Origin of the sequence: Streptomyces sp. NPDC050504 (genome assembly GCF_044458065.1) — a bacterium.
In the GTDB taxonomy this organism is placed as follows: domain Bacteria; phylum Actinomycetota; class Actinomycetes; order Streptomycetales; family Streptomycetaceae; genus Streptomyces.
In genome coordinates, this window is record NZ_JBITHO010000004.1 from 779568 (window position 1) to 799323 (window position 19756).

At 72.3% G+C, this 19756-nt stretch carries 14 protein-coding genes and 1 tRNA gene; 2 read left to right on the forward strand and 13 right to left on the reverse strand.

All coding sequences use genetic code 11. The annotated features are described in order from the left end of the window. Positions 1–38 precede the first annotated feature (38 nt). Both ACIBNE_RS18780 and ACIBNE_RS18785 read right to left on the reverse strand, forming a co-directional pair. Positions 39–1826 (reverse strand): DEAD/DEAH box helicase, encoded by a 1788-nt coding sequence (locus ACIBNE_RS18780; RefSeq protein ID WP_399272794.1) that lies wholly within the window; start codon positions 1824–1826, stop codon positions 39–41. A 192-nt stretch (positions 1827–2018) separates the two neighbouring features. After that, the gene (locus tag ACIBNE_RS18785) at positions 2019–3473 is read right to left on the reverse strand and encodes an MFS transporter (RefSeq protein WP_399272796.1); all 1455 of its coding nucleotides are present in this window, start codon (positions 3471–3473) and stop codon (positions 2019–2021) included. Positions 3474–3647: 174 nt separating this feature from the next. Here ACIBNE_RS18785 and ACIBNE_RS18790 point away from each other — a divergent pair. Further along, positions 3648–3719, forward strand: a tRNA-Cys gene (locus ACIBNE_RS18790). A 266-nt stretch (positions 3720–3985) separates the two neighbouring features. Here ACIBNE_RS18790 and ACIBNE_RS18795 read toward each other — a convergent pair. The 9 genes from ACIBNE_RS18795 to ACIBNE_RS18835 form a co-directional block, all read right to left on the reverse strand. Then, positions 3986–6298 (reverse strand): xanthine dehydrogenase family protein molybdopterin-binding subunit, encoded by a 2313-nt coding sequence (locus ACIBNE_RS18795; RefSeq protein WP_399272798.1) that lies wholly within the window; start codon positions 6296–6298, stop codon positions 3986–3988. Continuing rightward, positions 6295–8064 carry a 2Fe-2S iron-sulfur cluster-binding protein gene (locus ACIBNE_RS18800; protein WP_399272800.1) on the reverse strand — a complete coding sequence of 590 codons (1770 nt, stop codon included), beginning with the start codon at positions 8062–8064 and terminating at the stop codon, positions 6295–6297. The genes ACIBNE_RS18795 and ACIBNE_RS18800 overlap by 4 nt, the downstream gene beginning before the upstream one ends. Positions 8065–8222: 158 nt before the next feature. After that, positions 8223–9122, reverse strand: coding sequence for an FAD binding domain-containing protein (locus tag ACIBNE_RS18805; protein WP_399272802.1), 900 nt, complete (start codon positions 9120–9122; stop codon positions 8223–8225). 231 nt (positions 9123–9353) lie between these two features. Continuing rightward, a complete protein-coding gene (locus tag ACIBNE_RS18810) occupies positions 9354–11060 on the reverse strand; it encodes a beta-N-acetylhexosaminidase (protein WP_399272804.1) in 1707 nt (568 codons plus the stop codon). A 128-nt stretch (positions 11061–11188) separates the two neighbouring features. Further along, complete coding sequence (locus ACIBNE_RS18815; protein ID WP_399272806.1) at positions 11189–12097, reverse strand: carbohydrate ABC transporter permease; 909 nt, start codon at positions 12095–12097, stop codon at positions 11189–11191. Further along, complete coding sequence (locus ACIBNE_RS18820) at positions 12094–13047, reverse strand: carbohydrate ABC transporter permease (protein ID WP_399272808.1); 954 nt, start codon at positions 13045–13047, stop codon at positions 12094–12096. The genes ACIBNE_RS18815 and ACIBNE_RS18820 overlap by 4 nt, the downstream gene beginning before the upstream one ends. A gap of 5 nt (positions 13048–13052) precedes the next feature. After that, the gene (locus ACIBNE_RS18825; RefSeq protein WP_399272810.1) at positions 13053–14351 is read right to left on the reverse strand and encodes an extracellular solute-binding protein; all 1299 of its coding nucleotides are present in this window, start codon (positions 14349–14351) and stop codon (positions 13053–13055) included. Between the two features lie 207 nt (positions 14352–14558). Further along, positions 14559–14852: a DUF3039 domain-containing protein gene (locus tag ACIBNE_RS18830; protein ID WP_399272812.1), complete on the reverse strand. Its 294-nt coding sequence runs from the start codon at positions 14850–14852 to the stop codon at positions 14559–14561. 398 nt (positions 14853–15250) lie between these two features. Further along, entirely contained in the window at positions 15251–15811 is a 561-nt protein-coding gene (locus ACIBNE_RS18835; RefSeq protein WP_399272814.1) for a YqgE/AlgH family protein, read from the reverse strand. A 221-nt stretch (positions 15812–16032) separates the two neighbouring features. Here ACIBNE_RS18835 and murA point away from each other — a divergent pair, with 221 nt between their 5' ends. After that, positions 16033–17373 (forward strand): UDP-N-acetylglucosamine 1-carboxyvinyltransferase, encoded by a 1341-nt coding sequence (gene murA, locus ACIBNE_RS18840; protein ID WP_399272816.1) that lies wholly within the window; start codon positions 16033–16035, stop codon positions 17371–17373. 107 nt (positions 17374–17480) lie between these two features. Here the strand turns inward: murA and ACIBNE_RS18845 are convergent, their stop codons facing one another. Then, a complete protein-coding gene (locus ACIBNE_RS18845; protein ID WP_017237029.1) occupies positions 17481–17762 on the reverse strand; it encodes an HU family DNA-binding protein in 282 nt (93 codons plus the stop codon). Between the two features lie 237 nt (positions 17763–17999). After that, positions 18000–19448, reverse strand: a complete 1449-nt coding sequence (locus ACIBNE_RS18850) for an NAD-dependent malic enzyme (RefSeq protein ID WP_399272818.1) — start codon at positions 19446–19448, stop codon at positions 18000–18002. Positions 19449–19756: the final 308 nt, after the last annotated feature.

Consider the following 19756-nt stretch of genomic DNA (forward strand, 5'->3'; position numbering starts at 1 on the left):
CACTCAGCGTGAGCGCAACAGGCGTTGACCCGGCGGGGTCACCGCATCTTGGTGGCCCACTCCTGGACCTTGGAGATCCGCGACTTGATCTGGTGCGCGGTGGCCTCCGCGCTCGGCGGCCCGCCGCACACCCGGCGCAGCTCGGTGTGGATCACGCCGTGCGGCTTGCCGCTCTGGTGGGTGTAGGCCGAGACCATCGTGTTGAGCTGCTTGCGCAGTTCGAGCAGTTCCTTGTGGGAGACGACGGGCCGCCGCTCGGCGGGCAGCTCCAGCAGGTCGGCCTCGCTGTCGGGCTTCTTGCGGCTGTGCGCGATCTGCCTGGCCTGCCGCTTCTGCAGCAGCAACTGCACCTGGTCGGGCTCCAGGAGGCCGGGGATGCCGAGGTAGTCCTGCTCCTCCTCGCTGCCGGGGTGCGCCTGCATGCCGAACTCGGCGCCGTCGTACAGCACCCGGTCGAAGACGGCGTCGGACTCCAGCGCCTCGAAGGGCAGCATGTCCTGCTCGCCGGTGTCCTCGTCCTCCTGCTTGTTCGCCTCGTCCATCTCCTTCTCGGACTCGGCGTACGGGTCTTCCTCGCCGTCCTTCTTCGGCTTGTCGAGGACGTGGTCGCGCTCGACCTCCATCTCGTTGGCGAAGCCGAGGAGGTTCGGGATGGTGGGGAGGAAGACGGACGCGGTCTCGCCGCGCCTGCGGGACCGTACGAAACGGCCGACGGCCTGCGCGAAGAACAGCGGGGTCGAGATGGTCGTCGCGTACACCCCGACGGCCAGGCGCGGAACGTCGACGCCCTCGGACACCATGCGCACCGCGACCATCCAACGGTCGTTGTTCTCGCTGAACTCGTCGATGCGCTTGGAGGCGGCGGCCTCGTCGGAGAGGACGACGGTCGCCTTGGTGCCGGTGATCTCGCGGATCAGCTTGGCGTAGGCGCGGGCCGAGTCCTGGTCGGACGCGATGACGAGGCCGCCCGCGTCCGGGATGGCCTTCCTGACCTCGCTGAGCCGCTGGTCGGCGGCCTTGAGGACGCTGGGCATCCACTCGCCGCGCGGGTCGAGCGCGGTGCGCCACGCCTGCGAGATCGCGTCCTTGGTCATGGGCTCGCCCAGGCGTGCGGCGATCTCGTCGCCCGCCTTGGTGCGCCAACGCATGTTGCCGCTGTAGGAGAGGAAGATGACCGGGCGCACGACGCCGTCGCCGAGCGCGTTGCCGTAGCCGTAGGTGTAGTCGGCCGACGAACGCCGGATACCGTCGTTGCCCTCCTCGTACGTGACGAAGGGGATCGGGTTCGTGTCCGAGCGGAAGGGCGTGCCGGTCAGGGCCAGGCGGCGGGTCGCCGGGTCGAACGCCTCCAGGCACGCCTCGCCCCAGGACTTGGAGTCGCCCGCGTGGTGGATCTCGTCGAGGATCACCAGGGTCTTGCGCTGTTCGCAGCGGTTGCGGTGCAGCATGGGGCGCACGCCGACGCCCGCGTAGGTGATCGCGACGCCCTGGTACTCCTTGCTGAGCGGGCCCGCGCTGTACTCCGGGTCCAGCTTGATCCCTATCCGCGCGGCGGCGGCGGCCCACTGCTTCTTCAGGTGCTCGGTCGGGGCGACGACCGTGACCTGCTGCACGACGTGGTGGTGCAGCAGCCAGGAGGCAAGGGTAAGGGCGAAGGTCGTCTTGCCTGCGCCGGGGGTGGCGACGGCAAGGAAGTCTCGGGGCTGCTCCTGGATGTACCGGTCCATCGCGCCCTGCTGCCAGGCACGCAGCTTGTTGGCGGTGCCCCAGGGGGCGCGGCCGGGGAAGGCGGGTGAGAGGTGGTGGGAGGAGGCGGTAGTAGTCACGGTCTCCGGTTCACGGGCTCGGGTACACGGGACGGCCGTCGTCCGTACGACAACCGGGCCACCTTACCGGGGGCGGGCTCGGAACCCGTCGTGATCCGGCCGGGGACGGGCCCGGTTGCGACCGACTTCACAGGTGCCCCCGCTCCCGGGCGACGGGAACCCCGGCAGGAGCGCCCACCGCCCCCGTACCCCCTACCGCAAGCGCCGTGCCACCCACGCCCCCGCCAGGGCGACCGCCGCCATCGGCAGGAACACCACGGCGAACGCCCCCGGGTGCGACCCTGCGGAGGAGGCCGCGTCGACCCCGTGCCCCACCGCGCCCCCGCCGAGCGCGGCGAACGCCGCACCCCCCGCCGCCAGCAGGATCACGTTCGACAGTCCGTCCGAGATCTGGAGCGCCGCACTGTTCGCCCCCGCCTCCTCCGGTGCGGAGAGCTTCAGCAGCATCACGCTCGTGGAGGCGATGACCATGCCCATGCCGAGGCAGCCGAAGCCCCAGGCGACCCCGACGACCCACACGGGAACCGACTCGATCAGCACGCTCGGCACCGCCGCGATCGCCGCGGCGACCAGCACCATCCCGAGCACCATCAGCCGTTCCCTGTACGGCTCCACGCGGGGCCGCGACTGGATGAAGGAGCCCAGGGCCCAGGTCGCGCCGCCGACGGCCAGCGAGAGGCCCGCCATCGTCGGGGACAGGCCCCGCTGGGTGACCAGCATCAGCGGCACGAACGACTCCGCCGAGATGAACGCGCCGGCCGCGACGCCGCGCAGCAGGACCACGGACGGCAGGCCGCGCGCCGCGCGGTAGGTGCCGCGCGGCAGCAGGCCGCGCACGGAGGGCACCAGCAGCGCCGTGCCGGCGGCGGCCGGGAGCAGCGACAGCCAGCGCAGGTCCTGTCCCGCGTACTGGAGCAGCCCGGCGCCGACGGAGATGCCGAGCGCGAGCCGGATGCGCCGCCGGTCGAACGGCGCGGGCGGCGCGCCCGGGTCCGTGGGCCCCGACGCGGTCCGGCGGATCGCGGGCAGCGCGAGGGCCAGCGGGAAGACCACCAGGGCCGGGATGCCGACGAAGACCCAGCGCCAGCCCAGGTGTTCGGTGATCGTCCCGGAGGCGAGCGGGCCGACCACCGAGGGGATCACCCAGCTCGCCGCGAACGCCGCCATGATCGCGGGCCGCAGCGCCTCCTCGTACGCCCTGCTGATCACCACGTACAACGCGACGATCACCAGCCCGCCGCCGACGCCCTGCACCGCGCGTCCCAGGATGAACAGCCACATCGCGCCCGCGGTCCCGGAGAGCAGCAGTCCGGCCGCGAAGGCGCTGATGCCGACCGTGAGCGGGGCGAGCGGGCCGCTGCGGTCCGCCCACTGCCCGGAGAGCACCATGGCGAAGAGGCTGGTGGTGAAGTACGCGGAGAAGGCGAAGGCGTACAGCGAGACGCCGTTCAGCTCACGTGCCGCGACCGGCATCGCGGTGCCCACGGCTGTTGCCTCGAAGGCGATCAGCAGGACGACGGAGATGATGCCGACGCTGAGCGCGCGATGGTCTCGGTCGAGGACCCCGCCCTGGGGTCGAGGGGCTGCTGCGGGGGATATCTCGGGGTCGTTCGCGACTTTCGCCTCGCGTGGCTCCAGGGCGGTCATGACGACCAGGGTAAGGGGCGAATCAGCAGGTGAACCCTGTCGCGGGATGGGTCGGGGGTGGTCCCTTGGTCGTACGACCATGAACGGAGTGTGGCAGTCGCGTTGCGGGGCGGCCCGCGCTCTTGAGGCCCCCGCCGGACACCGCCTACGGTCATGGACGTCACCACAACACACGGCCGTGTGCCCGAGTGGCTTAGGGATTCGCCTGCAAAGCGAAGCACACCGGTTCAATTCCGGTCACGGCCTCCGAAGAAGCAGTGCCAACGCGTGTGGGCCCCGTCCGTCGGACGGGGCCCACACGCGTTGGCGTCACTGAGCCGCGGAGCCCACACGCGTTGACCTCGGCGAGGAGCCGGGCCAACGAGCGTTGACACCACCGAGGGGCCCGACCAACGGGCGTTGACATCGCCGAGAAGCCCGGCCACCAAGCGTTGGCACCGCCGAGAAGCCCGGCCAACAGGCGTGGGCATCGCCCGGGAGCGGGGACCCGCACGGGCCCCCGCCGCACCGGACTACTGCGCCACGGCCGCCTGCGGACGGATCGGCAGCCGGTTCACCGGACGGCCCGTCGCCGCCCTGACCGCCGATGCCACCGCCGCCGGGGAGGCCACCACGGGCGCCGCGCTGGCCGCCTTCGCGCCGAACGGCGCCACCACGTCCCTCTCCTCGACGAGCTTGACGATCTTGATGTCCGGCACGTCCAGCGCCGTGGGCAGGGCGTACCCGGTCAGGTCGGGGCGGCGGACCAGGCCGCGCGCGGTGCGGAGGTTCTCGGTGAGCGCCGCGCCGATGCCCTGGGCGACGCCCGCCTCGATGCGCGCCGCGAGCTGCGCCGGGTTCAGGACTCGCCCGACGTCCTGGGCGACGGCCATCTCCACGACCCGTACGGAGCCCATCTCCACGTCCACGTCCACGACCGCGCGCACCGCGCAGAAGGCCAGGCCCACGAACGCGTCGCCCTGTCCCGCCTCGTCCAGCGGCTCGGTGGGGTGCGGGCGGCACTGCGCGGTGGCCCACAGCTCCTTGCCGTCCATCGCCTCGGTGACGGTCGTGGACAGCACTCCGTCGTACGAGGTGATCTTGCCGTCGGCGATCTGGAGCAGCTCCGTGGACATCCCGAACTTGTGGGCGAGCGGCTGGAGCAGCTGCGTACGGACCATCTTGGCGGCGCGTTCCACGGCGCCGCCCGACACCCAGGTGTGGCGGCCGTGCGTGGCGGGGCCCGCCGGGGGCTGGTCGGTGTCGACGGACGCGACGTGCACCTCGTCGATGCCCAGCGTCTCCTGGACGATCTGCCGGGCGAGCGTGGTGAAGCCCTGACCCGTCTCGACGGCCGCGCAGAGCACGGTGGCGACGCCGTCCTGCACCTTGACCGTGGCCGTGGAGACCTCGTCGGTGCCCTCCGCGCCGAGCATGTGGACCATGCCGATCCCGTAGCCCACTCCCCTGCGCACGGCCCCGGGCTCGCCCGCGCCCTCGGGGCCGCCTGGCAGCAGCCAGTCGGTGGCGTCCGGGTCGTCCTTGGGCAGCGGCGGCAGCGGGAAGTCGCGTACGGCGCGGATCAGCTCGGCGACGGGCGCCGGGCAGGTCACGGTCTGGCCCGTGGGCAGCAGGTCGCCGGTGGCCAGGGCGTTCCTGAGGCGGATCTCGGCGGGGTCGACGCCGAGCTTCGCCGCGATCTTGTCCATCTGGCCCTCGAACGCGGCGCAGACCTGCATCGCGCCCTCGCCGCGCACGTGCCCGGACGGCGGGTTGTTCGTGCGGACCGCCCAGCCCTCGATGAAGGCGTGCGGCACCACGTACGGGCCGCAGGCGAAGGCGACGGCCGCGGCCAGGGACTCCGACGAGGCGTCGGCGTAGGCGCCCGCGTCGAGCAGGATCTGCGCCTCGACCTTCACCAGACGGCCGTCGGCGTCCGCGTGGTGGCGGTAGCGCAGCAGGGTCGGGTGGCGGTGGGCGTGGCCGAGGAAGGACTCCTCGCGGGTCGCGGTGAGCTTCACCGGGCAGCCGGTGCGCAGCGCGAGCAGGCCGAGCGCGATCTGGAAGCCGGGGTCCTCGCGGTCGCCGGTCGCGCCGGGCACGCCGGTGACGACGACCTTCACGCGGTCGCGCTCCAGGCCGAAACAGGCGGCGGCCAGGTCGCGGTCGGTGTGCGGGTCGGTGGAGGCGGTGTAGATCTCGACGCCGCCGTCCGGGCGCGGCACGGCGAGCCCGGCCTCGGCACCGATGGGGGCCGGGTCCTGGCGGCCGATGCGGTACAGCCCCTCGACGACGACCTCGCCGGTCGCTTCGGGGTCGCCGTAGTGCAGCGGGATGTGCCGGATCAGGTTGCCGTCCGGGTGCAGCGGCTCGGCGGCGAACGCCTTCTCGGGGTCGGTGACCGGTTCGAGCAGCTCGTACTCGACGGCGATGGCGGCGGCGGCCAGGCGCGCGGTGTCGGGGTGGTCGGCGGCGACCGCGGCGATCGGCTCGCCGTGGTGGCGGACCAGTTCGGACGCGAAGACCGGACGGTCGACGACGCCCCGGCCGAACGCCGGGTCGCCCGGCACGTCGGCGCCCGTGACGACGGCCCGTACGCCCGGCATGGCGGCCGCCGCGCCGGTGTCGATCGAGACGATGCGGGCGTGGGCGTGCGGCGAGCGCAGGATCGCCGCCCACAGCAGGCCCTCGGCCCACAGGTCCGACGCGTAGGGGAAGGTGCCCTCGGTCTTGGCACGCCGGTCCGCGGGGGCGAGCGAGGCGCCGAGCCCGTGCGCGGGCGGCTCCTGCCCGGGTACGCCAACAGCTGTGTCGGCCACTGTGTGGGCGGCCGCGTCGTTGCTCACGCCATGCCTCCGTCATGCGGGTGGGGCTGCTGGACACTACCTGCACCGGGGGCCGCCTGGTGCGGAATCCGCGCTTCTTCCGCCGCGGCCCCGGCGTGCGCCTCGCGCTCGGCGACGACCTCGCGCACGGCCTCCAGGACGCCCCGGTAGCCGGAGCAGCGGCAGAGGTTCCCGCACAGCGCCTGGCGGGTCTCCAGCTCGGTGGGGGCGTGGTTGCCCTCCAGGAGGTCGTGGACGGTCATCGCCATGCCGGGGACGCAGAAGCCGCACTGCACGGCGCCGCACTTGGCGAGCGCCCGCTGCACGTCGGACGGCTCGCCGTCGGCGGCGAGCCCCTCGACGGTCCGCACCTCGCTGCCGGCCGCGGTGGCGGCCGGCACCAGGCAGGAGGCGACGAGACGCCCGTCGACCTGCACGTTGCAGGCCCCGCACTCGCCCTGCGCGCACCCGTCCTTGGCCCCCGCGAGCCCCAGGCGCTCGCGCAGCACGTAGAGCAGGGACTCCCCGATCCACGCGTCGGTGACGGGCCGGTCGGTGCCGTTCACCCGCAGGACGTAGGAGGCTCCCGGGTGATCGCTGAAGGGGGTGACGAAGGCGGGTTCGGCGGGGACGGGCTCGGCGGGAGCGGGCTCGCCCTGGCCGGGGTCAACGTCCGTGGGCACGTCCGGCTCCGCGCCGGTGTCGGGCAGGACGTCCCCGGTACGGGCCTCGGGCACGAGGCCGACGGCACCGGACCCGTCCGCCGGGGCCTCGGCGGGCGCGGCGGCGTCGGGCGCGCCCTCCGCGACGGCGGCGGCACCGGACGCGTCCGCGTCCGGCACCACGGCGCCCGGCACGACGGCATCGGACACGACCGCATCGGACACGACCGCAACGGACGCTTCGGCACCGGGCACGTCCGTGCCAACAGCGCCGGACGCGTCCTCCGCGGCGGCGGGCCCGTCCTCCTCCGCGGTGCCCACGGGCGCATCGCCCTCCGGCCCGGCGGGGGAAACCTCGGCCGTCGGCCCGTCGGAGACCGGCTCCGCGGCGCCGCTCTCCGGTGCCTCGGGTGCCTCGGGAACCTCCGGGGTCACCTCAACGGCCTCGGGGGACTCAGGGGCCTCCGGGGACTTCGGGACATCAAGGGCGGCGGCCCAGGGCGCGGGCGCGCCGCCGGGCAGCGTCGCGGGAGCGGAGCCGTATCCGAGCGAGGCGGTCGTGAACTCGCCCGACTCGTCCGACAGGTCCCCGTCCGCGAGGGGGATCGTCCACTGCCCGGTGAGGTCCGCGCTCGCGGTGCCACCCGCGACGGCGCCGCCCGAGACGGTGCCCGCGCTCCCGGCGTCCTCCGCCGGGTGCGTGCCGACGGCGTCGTGGAAGTTCCACTGCGCGGTGGCATGCGGGTCCGTGTCCGCAACAGGCGTGGGCAAGGGAGCGGGCGCGGGCGGAGACACGTGCGGCGGCAGGGGCAAGGGCGGGGGCACCGCGGCGCCCGACGGTTCGGCCTCGGGCGGCACGGGCCACTGCGCGGGCTCGGCCGCGGGCGTCAGCGGATAGATCATCGGCGGTACGAACCCGTGCCCCGGCGCGGCCAGCGGCACCGCCGCCAGGTCCTCGGGCGACAGGTGTACGAACGCGGTGGCGTCGGAGTCGTACTCCCCGCCCTGCGGGGTCGGCTCCCAGCCGTGCCCGTCGTACCCCGAGTATCCGGAATGCGCAGCGTGACTGGTGTGACCGGAGTTGCCGGAGTGACCAGGATTGCCGGAGTGACCAGAGTGGTCCAAGTGGCTGGAGTGGCCCGGGTGGTCGGAGGGACCTGAGTGGCCCTCGTACTCCCCGTACTCGTCGCCTCCCTCGTACCCCTCGTATCCTTCGCGTCCCTCGTACACCTCGCGCCCCTCGTACGCCTCGCGTCCCTCGCGCTCACGGCTCTCGTCGGTGCTCACGACAGCGCCCTCCCCAGTGCTCGTCGGGCCAGCACGGCGACCGTGCGCCGCAGGTGCAGTACGGCAGGCGGCAGCGCGGGCGGCTCCCCGCCGTCCGCCGCCGGAGCCGGGTCGGGGATGCACGCGGCGGCGACGTACTCGCCGAACGCCGCCAGCGCGTCGGGGGCGAGCCCCCGCTCGCCGTCCCAGTCGATGAGGGAGGCGATCCAGCGCTCCGCGTCCAGCGGGCGCAGCGGCATCGCGGCGATCGCGCCGACCGCGCAGCGCACCTCGCGCCGGGCCGGGTTGAGGACGACGGCCACCGAGGCGGTCGCCCGCCCGGGGCCGGTGCGGCCGGTCGCCTTGAGGAACACCTGCGGGGCGTGCAGCAGCGGCACCCGTACGAAGCCGATCAGCTCGGCGGGCCTGAGCATCTCGCGGCCCGCGAGCAGGTGGGCCACGGGGATCTCCCGGCGCGCTCCGCCGGGGCCCGCGACGACCAGGTCGGCCTCCAGCGCGGCCAGCACGGGCAGGCAGTCGCCGGTCGGGGCCGCGGTCACGATGTTGCCGCCGAGGGTGCCCGCGTTGCGGATCTGCGGCGGGCCCGCGGCGCGCGCCGACGCGGCGAGCGCCGGGATGAGCGCGGCGAAGTCGGGCCGCCCCATGCGCGCGTGCGTGAGGCCCGCGCCGAGCAGCGCGCTGCCGTCGTCCTGGTAGTGCCAGCCGCGCAGTTCGTTGATGCGGCCGAGGCCGACGAGTCCCGAGGGGCGCAGCAGCCCCTTGTTGACGGCCGCCATCAGGTCCGTGCCGCCCGCCACGGGCACGGCGGCGGGCATCGCCGCCAGGGCCGCGACGGCCTCGTCGAGCGAGGCAGGCAGCGTCACGGACTGCGCCGCCTGCGGTGCGTGCGTGGTCAACCCAGCTGCCCCTTCCCGATGCCCCGTCTGTGCCGCCTGTTCGCCGTACGGTACGTGCTCACAGCCCGGACGTGGCAACTCTGGCACATTCTCCGGGACGGTCGGCGCGAGGGTCCGCGAAGGGTGGTCCGCACCCGACCTTCCCGACCGGCCCGATGCGGAGTCCGTCCCCCTTCCGGGTGACCGCGGTGCCGGGGCCCCGGACGCGGCGCGTCCGGGGCCCCGGGCCGCTCACACGTTCGGGGGCGCGCCCTCGATCGGGCGTCCGAGCACGCCGGGGCGCTGCTGCCAGGGCAGCGGTCCGGTCGGCGGGCGGTAGGCGACGCCGAGCGCGTCCAGCCGCGCGTAGTGCGTGCCCATCCGCCGCAGGAAGCCCTCGACGTCGCGCTCGTCGGGGGCGGGCAGGTCGCTCCAGGCGACCTCGGCGAAGGCGGCGAGGCGCGGGAAGACCTGGTAGTCGACGCGGCTGCGGTTCTCCATGCACTCGGTCCACACGTTGGCCTGGGTGCCGATGACGTGGCGGGCGGCCTCGGGCGTCAGGGACGGGGGCACGGGCTCGAAGCGGTAGACGTCCTCCAGCCTCCGTACGTATCCGATGGGCATCGGCTCGTCCTCGCCCGGCGCCTGCCGGTGGTCGAGGTAGACCTGCTGTTCGGGGCACATGACGACGTCGTGGCCCGCTTCGGCGGCGGCGATCCCGCCCGCGTAGCCGCGCCAGGAGGAAACGGCGGCGCCGGGCGCGAGGCCGCCCTCCAGGATCTCGTCCCAGCCGATGAGGCGGCGGCCGCGCTCGGCGAGCCAGGTGTCGAAGTGGCGCACGAACCAGGACTGGAGCCCTTCCTCGTCGCCGACGCCCAGTTCCTTGATGCGGGCCTGGGCGGTGGGCGACTGCTTCCACTGGTCCTTGGGACACTCGTCGCCGCCCATGTGGACGAAGGTCGAGGGGAAGAGGTCGAGCACCTCTTCGAGCACGCCCTCGTAGAAGCGCAGCACCGTCTCGGTCGGGGCGAGGACGTTGGGGTTGATGCCCCAGGTGTCCCAGACGGTCAGCTGTTCCGTGTCGACGACGTCGGTGTTGCCGAGCTCCGGATAGGCGCATATGGCGGCCTGCGAGTGGCCGGGGATGTCGATCTCCGGGACGACGCTGATGTGCCGGGCGTCGGCGTACGCGACGATCTCGCGGATGTCGTCCTGGGTGTAGAAGCCGCCGTGCGGGGTGTCGTTCCACAGCTCGGACGCGCGGTGGCCCCACTTAGTGCGGGCGCGCCAGGCGCCGACCTCGGTGAGGCGCGGGTAGCGCTTGATCTCGACGCGCCAGCCCTGGTCGTCGGTGAGGTGGAAGTGGAAGACGTTGAGCTTGTGGGCGGCGAGGAGGTCGAGGTAGCGCAGGACGTCCTGCTTGGGCATGAAGTGCCGCGAGACGTCGAGCATCATGCCGCGCCAGCGGAAGCGGGGGGCGTCCTCGATCGTGACGTCGGGGACGTCCCAGGTGCGGTCGGGGGCGCCGAGCGGGGCCCTGCGGTACGCGTCGGGGCCCAGGAGCTGGCGCAGGGTCTGGGCGCCCCAGAAGACGCCGGGGGCGGCGCCGCCCTCGATGAGGACGGCGGCGTCCTCGTCGACCGAGCCGTCGGTCGTGAGGCGGTACGCCTCCGGTCCCGCGGTCCGCTCCAGTTCGGGGTTGATCCGGAGGCGGACGGTACGGGGGACGCCGTCCGGGACGGCGTCGGCCGCGGGGCCGGCGGGGGCCGGGTCGAGCGGGAGGCCGGTGGCGGCGCCCAGTTCGGCGCGGAGCCAACGGGCGGTGGCCTCCGTGCCGGGGCCCGCGTCGAGGGTGGTGGCCGCGTCGAGGGTGCGGTGGCCGGGGGTGGCGCTTCTGATGTCGGTGTTGCGGGGGGCGGGGATCAGGGCCGGGGCCGGGTAATGGTCGCCGTCACTCATGGGGGAACGCCTTTCGTGGAGGGCCGGAGTGGAGGAGGGCCGGACACGTGCAAAGGGGCGGGGCGGGCAGGAACGGGGCGCCGCGCGGGGCGGGTCCCCGCCCCGCAGCGCCCCTTCCCCCCAGCCCCTCAGTCCTTCACCGCACCACCCAACCCCGACACCAGCCTCCGCTGCACCAGTACGAAGAACACGAGCACCGGGACCGTCATGACCGTCGACCCCGCCATGATCCCGCCCCAGTCGTTCTCGTCGGGCTTGAAGAAGACCAGCAGCGCCATCGGCAGCGTCGACTGCGAGGTGTCGCTGATGATGAAGGACTTCGCGAACAGGAAGTCGTTCCAGGTGGAGATGAACGAGAAGACGCTCGTGGCGACGAGCCCGGGGAAGACCAGCGGGAACAGGATCTGCCACAGGAACCGGGTCCGCGACGCCCCGTCGAGGTAGGCCGCCTCCTCCAGCGCCTCCGGCACCGCCTTCACGAACCCCCGCAGCATCCACACCGCGAACGGCAGCGAGAAGGCGATGTGCGGCAGGATCAGCGCGCCGAGCGTGTTCAGCTGCCCCATGTCCCGCATCAGGAAGAACATCGGGATCGTCAGCGCCTCGATGGGCACCATCTGCGCCACCAGGAACATGATCAGCAGCGTCGTGCGGAACTTGAACCTGAACCGCGTCACGGCCGTCGCCGCCAGGAAGGCGATGAGCGCGGACGCCAGCACCACCGTCCCGGCCACCAGCAGGCTGTTGAGGAAGTAGCGGCCGAACTCCTGCTGCTCGAAGACCCGCCGGAAGGAGTCCAGCGAGGGCGAGAGCGTCCAGGGCTTCGGATCGGTCGACTGGATCTCCCCCGCGGGCTTGAACGCGGAGAGCACCATCCAGTAGAGCGGGAAGGCGACGACGACCGCGACCAGCACGGCCGTCACCTCGGCGGCCAGCCGCCAGGGCCGCCGCACCCCCAGGAAGCTCCCGGACCGGACGCCCCCGGAACGCCCCGCACCCGCCGCACCCGCCGTGCGCACAGGACTCGCCGCGCTCACAGTTCCTCCCCCTGGCGCCGCAGCAGCCGCAGATAGACCAGCGTGACCGCCAGCAGGATCAACAGCATCACCACGCCGATGGCGGAGCCGAGGCTGTACTGGGACGAGGCGAACGCCTTCTGGTAGGCGTACACGTTCAGCACGAGGTTCTGGCCCGCGATGCCGCCGCCGTTCGTCATGACGTAGATCTGGGTGAAGACCTTGAAGTCCCAGATGATCGACTGGATGGTGACGACCACCAGGATCGGGCGGAGCATCGGCGCCATGACGGACCGCCAGATCCGCCACTGCGAGGCCCCGTCCAGCGAGGCCGCCTCCAGCACCTCGCCGGGGATCGACTTGATGCCCGCGTACACCGTCACCATCACGAACGGGAACGAGCACCAGACGACTTCGAGCAGGACCAGGGCGAACGCGCTGTAGCGGCCGTACGTCCAGGAGAAGTCGCCGAGCCCCAGCACCCGGTTGACCGGGCCGAAGTCGGGGTCGAAGAGGAACACCCAGACCGTCGAGCCGGTGACGGCGGGCGTCGCCCACGCGCCGAGCGCCGCCATCATCAGCAGCAGCCGGGGCACGGCCCTGATCCGGGTGAGCAGCACGGCCAGCGCGCAGCCGACCGCGAGCGTGGCGACGACGCAGGCGGCGGCGAAGAGCAGCGTCGCCAGCAGGACCTGCCAGAACTGTTCGTCGGCGAAGAGTTCCCGGTAGTTCGCCAGGCCGACCATCGTGGCCGGTTCGCCGCCGCTGACCTGGGCCTGGGTGTACTCCATGAAGGAGATCAGGCCGAGTTGGTAGATCGGGAAGACGAGGAGTCCGCCCAGCACGATCAGCGCGGGGGCGAGGTAGAGCCAGGGCGTCCAGGCCGAGCCGCGCCGGCCGCGTCCGCGGCCGGGCGGTGCCGCGGTCTTCGGCGCCGCCGTGCGGGGGCGCTCCTCAGTGCGTACGGTCATGGTGCTCAGCCCGCGGCAGCGAAGGCCGCGTCCATCTTCTTGGCGGCGTCGTCGGAGGCCGCGTCGACGTCCTTCTTGCCGCTGACGATGGACTGGAACATCGTCGGCAGGACGAGGGAGGCGTCGATCTGGCCCCATCCGGCGGACGCGGGGACGAACTTGGCGCCCGCGCCGAGCGTCTCCACGAAGGGCGCGACGAACGGCTCCTTCCTGGCGACCTCGGTGCGCACGTCCTCGTAGGTCGGCAGGAAGCCCATCGCGTCGAAGAGCGCCCGCTGGCTCTTCTTGCCGGCCAGTTCCTTCATGAGGTCGACGGCGAGGGTGCGGTGCGGGCTGCTCTTCAGCACGCCGATGTTGTTGCCGCCCGCGAAGGCGGGGGCTATGGAGCCGGGTGCGACGCCGGGCAGCGGAACCACCGCGTACTTGCCCTTGACGGCGCCGGCCTCGACGGCCGAGTGGCTGAAGTTGCCGCCGATCGCCATGCCCGCCTTGCCCGATGCGAAGGCGGTGACGGTGGCGTTGCCGCCCATGGAGGCGCACTTGGCGGCCGGACAGTTGTCGTCGCCGAAGAGCGAGGTGTAGGCGGTGATGCCCTTGCGGGCGTTCTCGCTGTTGATGTCGGCCTTGTAGGAGGCGCCGCCGCCCTTGGCGAGTTCGCCGCCGTGCGCCCAGATGAACGGCATGGCGCCGTAGGTGTAGGCGCCGCCGACCGCGAGGCCGTACATGTCGGGGTTCTTCTCGCGGATCTTCTTGGCGGCGGAGACCAGTTCGGCCTGGCTCTTGGGCGGGGTCAGGCCGAGGTCCTTGAAGACGTCGGTGCGGTAGTAGAGGGCGCGGATGCCGACCAGGAGCGGGGCGCCGTAGACCTTGCCGTCGACGGTGACGGACTGCCGGGAGACCGGGTCGGTGGTCTTGGCGTCCGCCCAGGCGTCGAACTCGGCGGTGACGTCGGCGAGTCCGCCGTCCTTGACGTAGCCGGCGGTGTCGGTGTTGCCGTACTCGATGAGGTCGGGGGCGCTCTTGGGGTCGTTGAAGGCGGCCTTGACGCGCTGGGCCCGGGTGTCGACCGGGATGTACTCGATCTCGACCTTGGTGCCCTCGTGGGACTTGGTGAAGGCGGCGACCGCCTCGTCGACCACCTTCTCCTTGGGCTTGTTGCCGACCTCCTGGAAGAGCCAGACACGCAGGGTGCCGCTCTTCTCGTCCTTCTTGGCGCTGTTGTCGGAGGTCCCCGGGGCGCAGGCGGCGAGGCCGGCGAGCACAAGCGCCGTGGCAGGGGCGGCAATTCTGGCAGTGAGCTTCATCCGGGATACCTCCCAGTCGGACGTTGCAGCATGCGCAACGGTCGTTTCGTGCTGCACAACACGAGGAGGCTATGACCGCGTAACCAGCCCGACAAGAGGTCTCAACCTTTCCGTGACCGACAGAAGCACCCCGTGCAACGCGAACGGCCCCCGGGGCGCGCATCGCAGCGCGCCCCGGGGGCCGTTCGGAGGTTCGGGCGGGGGCAGTTACTTCTTGCCGCCGTCCTTGCCGCCCTTGTCCTTGTCGCCACCGGCGCCCATGGACTCGTAGATCTCCTTGCACAGGGGACAGACGGGGTACTTCTTCGGGTCGCGGCCCGGCACCCAGACCTTCCCGCAGAGCGCCACGACGGGAGTGCCCTCCAGGGCGCTCGCCATGATCTTGTCCTTCTGGACGTAGTGCGCATAGCGCTCGTGGTCGCCGTCGCCGTTCGATACCTGCGGTACCGGCTCCACGAGGGTCCCCGTACCTGTCCCGCGCTCGGGCTCAAGAGTGCTCATGGGCTCCAAGGGTACCCAGGCCGGGGCCGTTCGGGGAGGCAGGTCCCGCCCCGGCCCGCCGGGCGGCGCGCACCGTCCGCAGATGCGGTACGAGCCCGAGCGCGGCCACCCCCGCGACCGCGCGGGAGGCCGGCGGCCACAGGAGTGCCGCTGGGCCGCCGCAGGGTCCTGGACCGGGCGGAGCCGGCCGGGTTTCCGCTGGCGGTGAACACGGTGACGGGCACGACCCGCCCCGAGTTGTGGCCCGGGGGCGCCCGCCCGAGGCCGTCCCGCACGGCGGACGACTTCGACGAGTGGCTGGAAGCGGTCGCCGCGGGGCACGGCGTGGGGGTGGTCCCCCGGCGGGGAGGGCGGCTCCGGGAAGACCGGCCCCTTCGCGCGGGAGCCCGTACGGAAGGTCAGTTGAGCGACGGGTCGTCCGGGTACGTCGCGAACATCGCGAGCTTCGAGCGCTGCCGCCGCAGCACCGCCCGCCACAGCCCCTCGGGGCGCGGCGAGGACACGTCGCCCGGCTCGGACTCGACGACGTACCAGGCCCCGTCGGCCAGCTCGCCCTCCAGCTGCCCCGGGCCCCACCCCGCGTACCCCGCGAAGATCCGCAGGGCGCCGAGCGCGCCGCCGAGCAGCTCGGGCGGGGCCTCCAGGTCGACGAGCCCGATCGCACCGTGGATCCGCCGCCAGCCGACCGGCCCCTCGTCGCCGGGTATCACCGCGACCCCGAGCGCCGAGTCGAGCGAGACGGGGCCGCCCTGGAAGACGACGCCCGGCTCACCCGCGAGGGCCGCCCAGGACCCGAGGATGTCGCCGACGCCGACCGGACCGGGGCGGTTCAGGATCACGCCCAGGGCCCCCTCGTCGTCGTGGTCGAGGAGGAGCACCACCGAGCGGATGAAGTTCGGGTCGGCGAGGGCGGGTGCGGCGACGAGCAGTCGCCCTGTGAGCGAGGACACCTCGGTCATGTCAGAGATGATCCCGCATCTTCGCCCTCCGTGGGGGCCGCAGCTCAGGACGGGGATTGACCGAAAGCGGACGGTGACCCTCCGCAGGGGTGTCGGAACAGAGCGTGTTGTGGCGGATTCATTACATCTGCACACCCCCCTCGGCCTTACGGGACAGGGGTGGAAGCCCCTTACCCTTTTCACTTGGCCCCTGTCCGACCCTCGACCGGAACGCGAGATCCATGACCGTCACTGACGATGTACTGCTTGTCCACGGCGGCACCCCGCTGGAGGGCGAGATCCGCGTCCGCGGCGCCAAGAACCTGGTGCCGAAGGCCATGGTCGCCGCCCTGCTCGGCAGCGGCCCGAGCCGGCTGCGCAACGTGCCCGACATCCGCGACGTGCGCGTCGTACGCGGGCTGCTCCAGCTGCACGGCGTCACCGTCCGTCCGGGCGAGGAGCCGGGCGAGCTGGTGCTCGACCCGACGCACGTGGAGTCCGCGAACGTCGCGGACATCGACGCGCACGCGGGCTCCTCTCGCATCCCGATCCTCTTCTGCGGCCCGCTGCTGCACCGCCTCGGCCACGCGTTCATCCCGGGCCTGGGCGGCTGCGACATCGGCGGCCGGCCGATCGACTTCCACTTCGACGTGCTGCGGCAGTTCGGCGCGACGATCGAGAAGCGGGCGGACGGGCAGTACCTGGAGGCCCCGCAGCGGCTGCGCGGCTGCAAGATCAGGCTGCCGTACCCGTCGGTGGGCTCCACCGAGCAGGTGCTGCTGACCGCGGTGCTGGCCGAGGGCGTCACCGAGCTGTCCAACGCGGCGGTCGAGCCCGAGATCGAGGACCTGATCTGCGTCCTGCAGAAGATGGGCGCCATCATCTCGATGGACACCGACCGGACCATCCGGATCACCGGTGTCGACAAGCTCGGCGGCTACAACCACCGCGCCCTCCCGGACCGCCTGGAGGCGGCGTCCTGGGCGTCGGCGGCCCTGGCCACCGAGGGCAACATCTACGTGCGCGGCGCGCAGCAGCGCTCGATGATGACCTTCCTCAACACGTACCGGAAGGTCGGCGGCGCCTTCGAGATCGACGACGAGGGCATCCGGTTCTGGCACCCGGGCGGCGCGCTGAAGTCCATCGCGCTGGAGACGGACGTGCACCCCGGTTTCCAGACCGACTGGCAGCAGCCGCTGGTCGTGGCCCTGACGCAGGCCACGGGCCTGTCCATCGTCCACGAGACGGTCTACGAGTCGCGGCTCGGCTTCACGTCCGCGCTCAACCAGATGGGCGCGCACATCCAGCTGTACCGGGAGTGCCTGGGCGGCTCCGACTGCCGCTTCGGCCAGCGCAACTTCCTGCACTCGGCGGTCGTGAGCGGCCCCACGAAGCTCCAGGGCGCGGACCTGGTCATCCCGGACCTCCGGGGCGGTTTCTCGTACCTGATCGCCGCGCTGGCGGCGCAGGGGACGTCCCGGGTGCACGGGATCGACCTGATCAACCGGGGCTACGAGAACTTCATGGAGAAGCTGGAGAAGCTCGGCGCGAAGGTGGAGCTCCCGGGCGGAGCCCTCGTCTAGCCGACGCACCCGGGCGCGGGGAGCCCCTGAACGGCCCCCTGCGCCCCGTACGCCAAAGGGCGGTCACCTGGTCGAGGTGACCGCCCTTCGTGCTGCCTGAGGCGGAATTACTTGCCCTTGGCGGCTTCCTTGAGCTTCGAGCCCGCGGAGACCTTCACGCTGTAGCCGGCCGGGATGTTGATCGGGTCGCCGGTCTGCGGGTTACGAGCGGTACGAGCGGCACGGTGGGTGCGCTCGAAGGTCAGGAAGCCGGGGATGGTGACCTTCTCGTCGCCCTTGGCGACGACCTCGCCGACGGTCTCGGCGAGAGCGGCCAGAACGGCGTCGGCGTCCTTGCGGGTCACCTCGGCGCGGTCGGCCAGGGCGGCCACCAGCTCACTGCGGTTCATTTTGTTACTCCCGTGTTCTTCTTGCCTGCTGAGGCGTGAGATCGAAGCCGATGCTGCCAGGGTCCTTGGACAGTCCCCGGACCCGGGTCTGACGTCAGACCCTCGCGCCCGAATACGCATCCTGCCCCCACCTGCGGCGGGAAAGCCAATCCGGTGCCCTCCCGGAGGGCCGCAAGGCTCATGGTCCGCCACCCTAAAGGGGCGTTTGGGACGCCGCGTCCCGCGACGCGCCGGGCGTCAGGCGGACGTGGGACCCGTCACACCGGAGGCGTTCGCACTCGCGCCCGCCGCCTTGGCCGCCGTACGGACGGCACCGGCCACCGCGCCCGCCACCTTGTCGTTGAAGACCGACGGGATGATGTAGTTGGGGTTCAGCTCATCCTCGGCGACGACGTCCGCCAGCGCGCCCGCGGCGGCCAGCATCATCTCGGTGTTCACCGTCCTGGACTGCGCGTCCAGGAGGCCGCGGAAGACGCCGGGGAACACCAGCACGTTGTTGATCTGGTTCGGGAAGTCCGAGCGGCCCGTGGCCACCACCGCGGCCGTCTGGCGGGCGACCGCCGGCTCGACCTCGGGGTCCGGATTCGCGAGCGCGAACACGATCGCGCCCTCGGCCATCGCGGCCACGTCGTCGCCGCCGAGCACGTTGGGGGCCGAGACGCCGATGAAGACGTCCGCGCCGACCACGGCCTCCTTGAGGGTGCCGGTGACGCCCTCGGGGTTGGTGTTGTCGGCGATCCAGCGCAGCGGGGATTCGGGGGCCGCGTCGACCAGGTCCTCGCGGCCCGCGTGCACCACGCCGTGGATGTCGGCCACGACGGCGTGCTTGACGCCCGCGGCCAGGAGCAGCTTCAGGATGGCCGTACCGGCCGCGCCCGCGCCGGACATGACGACGCGCACGTCGCCGATGCCCTTGCCCACGACGCGCAGCGCGTTGGTCAGGGCGGCGAGCACGACGATGGCCGTGCCGTGCTGGTCGTCGTGGAAGACGGGGATGTCCAGGGCCTCGCGCAGCCGCGCCTCGATCTCGAAGCAGCGGGGCGCGGAGATGTCCTCCAGGTTGATGCCCGCGAAGCCGGGGGCGATGGCCTTGACGATCTCCACGATCGCGTCGGTGTCCTGGGTGTCCAGGCAGATCGGCCAGGCGTCGATGCCGGCGAAGCGCTTGAAGAGGGCGGCCTTGCCCTCCATGACGGGCAGCGCGGCCTTGGGGCCGATGTTGCCCAGGCCGAGCACGGCGGAGCCGTCGGTGACGACCGCGACGGAGTTGCGCTTGATGGTGAGGCGGCGGGCGTCCTCGGGGTTCTCGGCGATCGCCATGCAGACGCGGGCCACGCCCGGCGTGTAGATCATGGAGAGGTCGTCGCGGTTGCGGATGGGGTGCTTGGACGCCATCTCGATCTTGCCGCCGAGGTGCATCAGGAACGTACGGTCGGAGACCTTGCCGAGGGTGACCCCCTCGATGCCGCGCAGCTTCTCGACGATCTCGTCGGCGTGCGCGGTGGAGGTCGCCGCGATGGTGACGTCGATCCGCAGCTTCTCGTGGCCGGACGCGGTCACGTCGAGGCCGGTCACCGATCCGCCGGAGGACTCCACGGCCGTGGTGAGCTGCGAGACCGCGGTTCCGCTCGCGGGCACCTCGAGACGGACCGTCATCGAGTACGAGACGCTGGGCGCCGTTGCCATGACCGGGTTCCTCTGCTTTCCCTAGCTTCATTGCTATACGCGGCAGGGCCTGTCGCCCCGTCGCGCCTTCCGATGGTCGCACCTACCTGCTGGTAGCAGGTAATGCTCATTCTGCTTTCGGAAAGTTTTTTCCACCATACGAGAGAGCAGGGTTCGACGGAAGCCCCAGATCGAAGGTCCGGATCGGGGGCCAAATGAAACAGGTCCGCGTCACCGGGAGGTGACGCGGACCTGTCTCGTACACGAACTAGGTGACACCGACCCGCCATGCTCGCCTCGCGGCAAGTGGTCGCTCGTAGCGACGAAGG

Bases quoted from the DNA above. Each gene is read 5' to 3' on its own strand.
- ACIBNE_RS18785 (WP_399272796.1), bottom strand. From the start codon at position 3,473: ATGACCGCCCTGGAGCCACGCGAGGCGAAAGTCGCGAACGACCCCGAG.
- ACIBNE_RS18810 (WP_399272804.1), bottom strand. From the start codon at position 11,060: ATGAGTGACGGCGACCATTACCCGGCCCCGGCCCTGATCCCCGCCCCC.
- ACIBNE_RS18820 (WP_399272808.1), bottom strand. From the start codon at position 13,047: ATGACCGTACGCACTGAGGAGCGCCCCCGCACGGCGGCGCCGAAGACC.
- ACIBNE_RS18825 (WP_399272810.1), bottom strand. From the start codon at position 14,351: ATGAAGCTCACTGCCAGAATTGCCGCCCCTGCCACGGCGCTTGTGCTC.
- ACIBNE_RS18830 (WP_399272812.1), bottom strand. From the start codon at position 14,852: ATGAGCACTCTTGAGCCCGAGCGCGGGACAGGTACGGGGACCCTCGTG.
- ACIBNE_RS18835 (WP_399272814.1), bottom strand. From the start codon at position 15,811: ATGACCGAGGTGTCCTCGCTCACAGGGCGACTGCTCGTCGCCGCACCC.
- murA (WP_399272816.1), top strand. From the start codon at position 16,033: ATGACCGTCACTGACGATGTACTGCTTGTCCACGGCGGCACCCCGCTG.
- ACIBNE_RS18845 (WP_017237029.1), bottom strand. From the start codon at position 17,762: ATGAACCGCAGTGAGCTGGTGGCCGCCCTGGCCGACCGCGCCGAGGTG.
- ACIBNE_RS18850 (WP_399272818.1), bottom strand. From the start codon at position 19,448: ATGGCAACGGCGCCCAGCGTCTCGTACTCGATGACGGTCCGTCTCGAG.